Below are 7019 nucleotides of genomic sequence, written 5' to 3'. Positions count from 1 at the left end.
CCGATCGAGCGCCTCAACGGCGAGATCAAGCGGCGAACCAATGTCGTCGGCATCTTTCCCAACGAGGACGCCATCACCCGCCTCGTCGGCGCCATACTGCTCGAACAGAACGACGAATGGGCCGTCCAGCGCGCTCGCTACATGACACTGGAAAGTGTGTCGCAAATGAGCGATGATCCCACCGTCACGCTGTCATCCATGGCAGCATGATCAACCCGGCCAAGCCGGAGATCAAAGCGGCGAGACCGCAAACCTACACCACGCTGTGGGACACGATCCAGCGGGCACTCTTGGGGTTCAATTAACCCGCCGCCGTTCCAGCCGCAGCGCTGGCTACCGCTACCACCGCATCAAATCAGCATCACATCTCCCGACTGCGTTTTGGCCTTGGTGAGAATGGCGCCCGTTAAACGCGATAACGGCCGCGCAGAATCGTCTCTTGTCATAGCAAGGGATGCTGGGCCCCTAAACAAGCCGCGGACCTCACATGACTAAACCGGACGGTCCGATCGGTTGCCCTGTGAGCTCTAACCGATTGAAAAGATTGGTGCTCGAAAAGAGATTTGAACGATGGACCATCAAATCTGCATCTTATGTGCATCGCATCTGCCGACTGCTTTTTTGAGGTGTAGAGATTGCCTGCGAATTTCGGCCGTGTTGGGCGGGCGGAATCGTCTCTCGCCAGCGCAGGTGATGCTTGGCTGGGGGCTAACTCGCGGACATGACGAGCTTAAATCGGGCAGGCTCAACTGCCACCCGAAGTCTCGTTAGTCACTGAAAAGATTGGTGCACCCGGCAGGATTCGAACCTGCGACCTGCGGTTTAGGAAACCGTTGCTCTGTCCTGCTGAGCTACGGGTGCGGCCGGGAATCAAAGGCCATGGGCGCGGAGAGGATTCAAGCGATAATTTGCGGAGGACTGCTCGATCGGCGGCGGCCGACAGCTGAAAGGATGATGGCAATCCTATCCGTCCGAGCCGGTCGGTGGCCGAAAGGGGCGGGCGTGCTGGAGGGCGGGGATCTTGCTGCGGGCCGTTGCGACGTCTGCCAGGTCGATGTCGAGCACGCCGAGCCCCGGGGCCTCGCCCATGTCGAGCAACACCTCGCCCCAGGGGGACACGACGAGGCTGTGGCCATAGGTGGCGCGGCCATCGGCATGGGTGCCGGACTGGGCGGCGGCGATGACGAAGCTGCCGGTCTCGATGGCGCGAGCTCGCAGCAGCACGTGCCAATGTGCTTCGCCGGTGGGGCGGGTGAAGGCGGCGGGCACGGCGAGCATGGCCGCACCGGCTTCGGCAAGGGCGCGGTGCAGCGCGGGAAAGCGAAGATCATAGCAGATGGTCATCCCCAGCGCGCCCCAGGGGGTGGCGGCGACCACCGCTTCCTCCCCGGCCTGATAGGCGGCTGATTCGCGCCAGCTTTCGCTTCCCAGACTGACATCGAAGAGATGGATCTTGGCATAGCGGGCCGCGACCTCGCCTTCGGGACCGATGAGGAAGCCGCGATTGACGAACTTCTCGCCCGCCCCCTGCAGCGCCAGGCTGCCGAGCTGGACCCAGATGCCATGGCGGCCGGCTGCTTCGCGCACCGCTGCCAGCACCGGATCATCGGCCTCGGCGCGGACCTGGCTGGCGGCGCGCGCCCGGTCCCGATCGAGGAGGCCGCTCATCTCGGGGGTGAACAGCATCTCGACGCCCAGCGCCGCTGCGGCGCCCACCTGCCCGGCAAGCGCCACCGCCTCGGCGGCGGGGTCGATTCCGGTCGTGGTCTGGAGAAGGCCGATGCGCATCAGGCGAGCAGAGGGTCCAGTCCGCCGCGGCGATCGAGCCCGGCCAGATCATCGCTGCCGCCGATGTGGGCGCCGTCGATGAACACCTGCGGCACGGTCGTGCGGCCACCCGAGCGCTCGATCATCTCGGCGCGGCGCGGGCCACCCATGGTGATGTCGATCTCTTCGAAGTTTGCGCCCTTGCGGCTGAGGAGCGACTTGGCGCGGGTGCAATAGGGGCAGAGCTGCTTGGTGAAAATCTCGATCTTGGGCATCAATGACTCCGATACGGAAAAAAGGTGTCGTCAAGCGACGTCATACGCTCAAACGACCACAACTGCGGGCTGTTCCCCCGCGCATACCCTTCACACTTCGCGCACGACGCGGGCAAAGGTCAAGACATCGACGGTTGCAGCGCCGCCGCGCAGCAGCGTTCGGGCACAGGCCGATGCGGTGGCGCCGCTGGTGAGCACATCATCGACGAGCACCACCGGGCGCCCGGCGATGAGCGCCTTGTCGCGAACCCGGAAGGCGCCGCGCACGTTCCGAGCACGTGCCTCCACCCCGAGCCCGACGCTGGGCCGCGTGGCACGCACGCGCTCGAGGCCATCGATGGCAAGGGATGCGCCGCTCGCGCCGGCCAGTCCGCGCGCCAGCAGCGCCGCCTGGTTGAAGCCGCGCCGCCACAGCCGCCAGCGGTGCAGCGGCACCGGCACCAGCAGCACGCCGGGGGCGAGCAGGCCGCCACCGGCGCGCAGCATGTGGGGCACCATCATTGCTGCCAGATGCTCGCGGTCTGCCAGCTTGAAGCGCAGCAGGGCGGCGCGGGCAGCGCCTTCATAGCGCAGCGCAGCGCGGGCGTGACGCCATGGCGGCGGCGCGGCGAGGCAGGCGCCGCACAGGGCGCCGGCGCCGCGATCATGGCTGAACGGATCGCCGCACTGGTCGCACTGGGGTGGGCCGAGGAAATCGAGGCCCGACCAGCACGGCACGCAGAAGCGGCCATCGCCATCGACGATCACCCCGCACGCCGGGCAGCGCGGCGGCAGGATGAGATCGAAGACCGGGGCGAGGAGAGCGGGGATTGCCACAGCACTCAGTTTCCGGCTTTGCGCGAGCGCCGGGCTGGCCTAGCGAGAGGCTGATGCGTCCTCCCGCCCAGCTTGCCGCCGAGCCCTTCAGCCGCCAGCGCCGGCGGAAACTGCACAGCCAGGCACAGGCCGGCTTTGCCGATGCCGGGTTTCTGCACGCCGCTATGGTGGAGGAAGTGGCGGCGCGGGTAATGGCGCTTGGCCGGCCATTTGCGCGGGTGCTCGATCTGGGGGGACCCGCATCCGCCTGGCCAGGTGCGGTGCGGGTGGCGCTGGCGCCGGGCGACGGTGTAGTACTGGTGGCGGACGAAGACCGGCTGCCCTTTGCCGATGCCAGCTTCGACCTGGTGGTGAGCATCGCCGGGCTGGCGTCGGTTTCCGATCTGCCGGGTGCGCTGCTGCAGGCGCGGCGGGTGCTGGCGCCCGATGGCCTGTTCATCGCGTGCATTGCCGGCGGGCTGACGCTGGGGGAATTGCGCGAGGACCTGATCCGGGCCGAAGCGGCGTTGACCGACCGGGTGGCGCCGCGGCTGGCGCCGATGGTGGAGGCGCAGGCCGCAGCCGGGCTCCTCGGCCGCGCCGGCTTCGTGATGCCGGTGGCGGACAGCGAGCGGGTGCAGGTGCGCTATGCCGGGCTGCCGGGGCTGCTCGCCGACCTGACCGCGATGGGTGCGCGCTCGCCGCTCGCCGCCCGCTCGCCGCTGCGGCGCGATGTGCTGGCCGAGGCTGTGCTGCGCTTTGCCGATCGTGCGGCGGACGACGGCAAGGTGGCGGTGACGGTCGATCTCATCCATCTGGCCGGCTGGGCGCCGGGCACGCCGCCGGGCCTCGAGAGCGCGCTTTCGCAGGCGATCGGACGGGCGCTCTAGAAAGCTCGAAGCAGACGAAGTTGACAGCAACGAGGGTTTTTTGCCGGCTTTCGGGGCCGGGCTGAGCCGAGTGGCTGGGCGGAGCGGACGCATGGGAGCAGAATGCCGGGGAACACCCGTGTAGGACAGCCTGTTTGGTGAAGGCGCGCACGGCGCGGCAGTGGATAGAAAAACATGTTCCTTATCAGTATCTTGCGGCGAATGGCCTTGGCGATGGTCCTGGCGGCGCCGGTGGTGGCGCAACCGACCGACGGCTTGCCGACGATTGCGCCGCCTGCACCGGTCGTGGAATCACCGCTTGAAGCGAGGGAGACGGCGGCCGAGGAGGCGGGCAATGATCGCAACACGGCACAGCGCATGGCGAACATCTTCGGCGAGATCGAAGGCCTGCACGGTGTGGGCATTCGCGTGCAGTCCGGCGTGGTGACGCTGACCGGCACGGTGACCAGCCAGGCCGATCGGGAGCGGGCAGAGGCGATTGCGGCCCGGTTTGCCGGGGTGGTGACGGTGGAGAATGCCATCGACCGCACCTTCGAGGTGGACAGCAATCTCTCGCCGGTGCTCGAGAAATTTGTCGATGACCTGCGTCGCATGGCGCGCGCCGTTCCGCTGTTCGGCGTTGCACTGCTCATCGGGCTGCTGATCGGCGGTCTGGGCTATCTGCTGGCAGCACAGGGGCGGCTGTGGCGCTGGCTGGCGCCCAATGCCTTTCTGGCAGAGCTGTTTGCCAGCACTGTGCGGATCGTGGCGATCATCGCCGGGCTGATCGTTGCGCTGCAGATATTGGGTGCCACCGCCCTTCTGGGGCTGGTGCTCGGCAGTGCCGGGGTGATCGGCATCGCGCTGGGCTTTGCGGTGCGCGACACGGTGGACAATTTCGTGTCGAGCCTGATGCTGAGCCTGCGCCAGCCATTTCGTGCGAACGACCATGTGCTGATCGGGGAGAGCGAGGGCCGGGTCATCCGGCTGACGTCGCGGGCGACGATCCTGATGACGCTCGATGGCAACCATCTGCGCATTCCCAACGCGACGGTGTTCAAGGCGATCATCCTCAACTATTCGCGCAATCCGCAGCGGCGGTTTGCCTTCGACTTGGGCATCGATGCCGCAGATGATCCGCTGCGGGCAATGCAGGTGGGGCTGGCGGCGATCCGCGCGCTGCCCAATGTGCTGGACACTCCACGCAGCCATGCCGTCATCGAGATGGTCGGCGATTCGAACATCATCCTGCGTTTCTTTGCCTGGATCGACCAGCGCGAGACCGACTTCGGCAAGGGGCGGAGCCTCGCGATCCAGGCGGCGAAACAGGCGCTCGAACAGTCCGGCTTCGAGTTGCCGGAGCCGATCTACCGGATCCGCGTCGATGCGCCGGGCGATGCATCCCGGCTCGCGCTTGCTGCGGCGCGCGCCAGGCCGCAGGGCAGGCCCAAGTCGCAGGCCTCCGCTCCGCCGACCCCCGCCAGCGACGAGATCGAGCCGGATTGCGCGGTGGAGAAGCTGGTGACCGATGAGCGCGACGAGGCGCGTGAGCCCGACCTGCTCGATACCCGCCGACCGATCGAATGACGCCCGGGCTGCTCAGGTCAGCTGTCGGTCGATTTTCCTTCAAGGCCGGCAATCTGTTCCTGGATGAGCTCCATGGTGGTGTCGGCGGCGTCCTCGAACGGTTCGAGGATGAAGTCGGCGCCGGCAGTCCTGATGTGCTCCATGTCTTCGTGCTGGTAGACGGTGACGGCAAGCTTGCCCTCGAACTTTTCGGCCTTGAGCGTGCGGATGAGGGTGAGGCGTGAATCGATGGCGGTGATGTCCACGCCGTGATGGCTGATCGTCGAGATGATCAGCCGTGCGGATTCGAGCGGCAGTTCGGCCAGATGCTCAGGGTCTGACGCGTCGCCATAGACGGCATCGAGCCCGCGCTCCTGCCATTGTTCGACAAGGGTTGGATCATAATCGATGGCGAGCGCAGGCACCTTCGCTTCCAGCAGGCGGTGGGCGAGGGCGCCGCCGAGGCGTGACAGCCCGAAGAGGATCACCGCCGGTGGCTCCTTGCGCGCTTTCTGCTCGTCCTCTTCCTCGCGCTCGGGCTTCTTGCGCTCGAAGAAATCGAGATAGGGGCCGAACAGATCGAACAGCTTGTGCGAATAGGTGATCATGTAGGTGGAGACCGCAATGGTGATCAGGCCGACGAGCGTCACCAGGCTCAGCTCGGCTTCGGTCACCTGGCCGAGAGTGAGGCCGAGGCCGATGAAGATGAGCGAGAATTCGCTGATCTGGGCGACGGTGAGGCCGGCCAGAAAGGCGGTGCGCTTGCGATAGCCCATCAGCCCCATGATGATCAGCACGATGAGCGGATTGCCGATGAGGACGAACGCCGAAAGCACCATGGCTGCCGGAATATTCTGGCCCAGGATGGCAAGGTCCAGCTGGGCGCCCAGCACGATGAAGAAGAACAGCAGCAGGAAATCGCGCAGCGGTGCGAGGCGCGAGCCGATCGAATCGCGGAACGGCGTGGAGGCGAGTGCGACGCCGGCAAAGAGACCGCCGAGCTCGAGGCCGAGCCCGAGATACTCGCCCACCGCGGCGAACACGGCGGCAAGGCCGATCGAGAACAGGATGAGCAGCTCCTGGCTTTCCGCCAGCCGCCGGGTGAGGGGGGTGGCCGCGTAGCGGACGATGAGGAAGACGATTCCGCCCATGACGGCAACAGCGGTGAGCGCGCCGGTGATCGAGGTGCCTTCCTCCTCGGCAGTGGACCCGATGCCGACGGTCGAGAGCACCACCATTGCCAGCACCACGACGATATCCTGCACGATGAGGAAACCGAGCGCGACGCGGCCGTGGAGCGAATCGAGTTCGCGCTTGTCGGTGAGCAGCTTGACGATGATGATCGTGCTCGAAAAGGTGAGGGCCACGGCAATGAACAGGCTGGGGATGGTATCGAAGCCGAGTGCCAGCGCGATGAGAAAGCCGAACACCGATGTGAACAGCACCTGCCCGAGCCCGGTGGTGAGCGACACGAAGCCGAGCGAGCGGATGAGGCGATAGTCCATTTTCAGCCCGACCAGGAACAGCAGGATGGCGATCCCGAGATCGGACAGCAGTTCGAGCGGGCCTTCGGACTGGGCGACTCCGAGCACGGCTGGCCCGGCCAGGATGCCGACGACGATATAGCTCACGACAAGCGGCTGCTTGAGGAGGTGGCCTATCATGCCGACCACACCCGCCAGGATGAGCAACGCCGCGATTTCCGAGAACAACGAGTGCGTGATGAGTTCGGCCATTGGTTTCCTGT

7 protein-coding genes and 1 tRNA gene are annotated in these 7019 nt (G+C 66.2%); 3 read left to right on the top strand and 5 right to left on the bottom strand.

All coding sequences use genetic code 11. From position 1 onward, the window contains the following. Nucleotides 1-210: transposase (locus FHS79_RS16420; protein ID WP_184202569.1), on the top strand; the 210-nt coding region annotated here is incomplete at its 5' end. 574 nt (nt 211-784) lie between these two features. Here FHS79_RS16420 and FHS79_RS16415 read toward each other — a convergent pair. The 4 genes from FHS79_RS16415 to FHS79_RS16400 all read right to left on the bottom strand — a co-directional run bounded on the left by FHS79_RS16415 (nt 785) and on the right by FHS79_RS16400 (nt 2858). Further along, nucleotides 785-861: transfer RNA gene (locus tag FHS79_RS16415), tRNA-Arg, on the bottom strand. A 102-nt stretch (nt 862-963) separates the two neighbouring features. Then, nucleotides 964-1788 carry a carbon-nitrogen hydrolase family protein gene (locus FHS79_RS16410; RefSeq protein WP_184202567.1) on the bottom strand — a complete coding sequence of 275 codons (825 nt, stop codon included), beginning with the start codon at nt 1786-1788 and terminating at the stop codon, nt 964-966. Next, nucleotides 1788-2042 carry a glutaredoxin 3 gene (gene grxC / locus FHS79_RS16405; protein ID WP_184202565.1) on the bottom strand — a complete coding sequence of 85 codons (255 nt, stop codon included), beginning with the start codon at nt 2040-2042 and terminating at the stop codon, nt 1788-1790. The genes FHS79_RS16410 and grxC overlap by 1 nt, the downstream gene beginning before the upstream one ends. Nucleotides 2043-2132: 90 nt before the next feature. Then, nucleotides 2133-2858: a ComF family protein gene (locus FHS79_RS16400; RefSeq protein WP_341534474.1), complete on the bottom strand. Its 726-nt coding sequence runs from the start codon at nt 2856-2858 to the stop codon at nt 2133-2135. Nucleotides 2859-2911: 53 nt separating this feature from the next. Between FHS79_RS16400 and FHS79_RS16395 the strand changes: the two genes are divergently transcribed. Both FHS79_RS16395 and FHS79_RS16390 read left to right on the top strand, forming a co-directional pair. Next, entirely contained in the window at nt 2912-3727 is an 816-nt protein-coding gene (locus FHS79_RS16395) for a class I SAM-dependent methyltransferase (RefSeq protein ID WP_184202563.1), read from the top strand. 174 nt (nt 3728-3901) lie between these two features. Next, a complete protein-coding gene (locus tag FHS79_RS16390; protein WP_243452959.1) occupies nt 3902-5293 on the top strand; it encodes a mechanosensitive ion channel family protein in 1392 nt (463 codons plus the stop codon). Between the two features lie 17 nt (nt 5294-5310). On the opposite strand, the gene FHS79_RS16385 is transcribed toward FHS79_RS16390, so the two are convergent. Next, a complete protein-coding gene (locus FHS79_RS16385; RefSeq protein WP_184202561.1) occupies nt 5311-7008 on the bottom strand; it encodes a cation:proton antiporter in 1698 nt (565 codons plus the stop codon). Nucleotides 7009-7019 lie beyond the last annotated feature (11 nt).

The organism is Polymorphobacter multimanifer, from assembly GCF_014205635.1.
GTDB lineage: Bacteria > Pseudomonadota > Alphaproteobacteria > Sphingomonadales > Sphingomonadaceae > Sandarakinorhabdus > Sandarakinorhabdus multimanifer.
Note: the sequence above shows the minus strand (reverse complement) of the source record. Positions and strands in the feature narration are given on the sequence as shown.

Bases quoted from the DNA above. Each gene is read 5' to 3' on its own strand.
- FHS79_RS16410 (WP_184202567.1), bottom strand. From the start codon at position 1,788: ATGCGCATCGGCCTTCTCCAGACCACGACCGGAATCGACCCCGCCGCC.
- grxC (WP_184202565.1), bottom strand. From the start codon at position 2,042: ATGCCCAAGATCGAGATTTTCACCAAGCAGCTCTGCCCCTATTGCACC.
- FHS79_RS16395 (WP_184202563.1), top strand. From the start codon at position 2,912: ATGCGTCCTCCCGCCCAGCTTGCCGCCGAGCCCTTCAGCCGCCAGCGC.
- FHS79_RS16390 (WP_243452959.1), top strand. From the start codon at position 3,902: ATGTTCCTTATCAGTATCTTGCGGCGAATGGCCTTGGCGATGGTCCTG.
- FHS79_RS16385 (WP_184202561.1), bottom strand. From the start codon at position 7,008: ATGGCCGAACTCATCACGCACTCGTTGTTCTCGGAAATCGCGGCGTTG.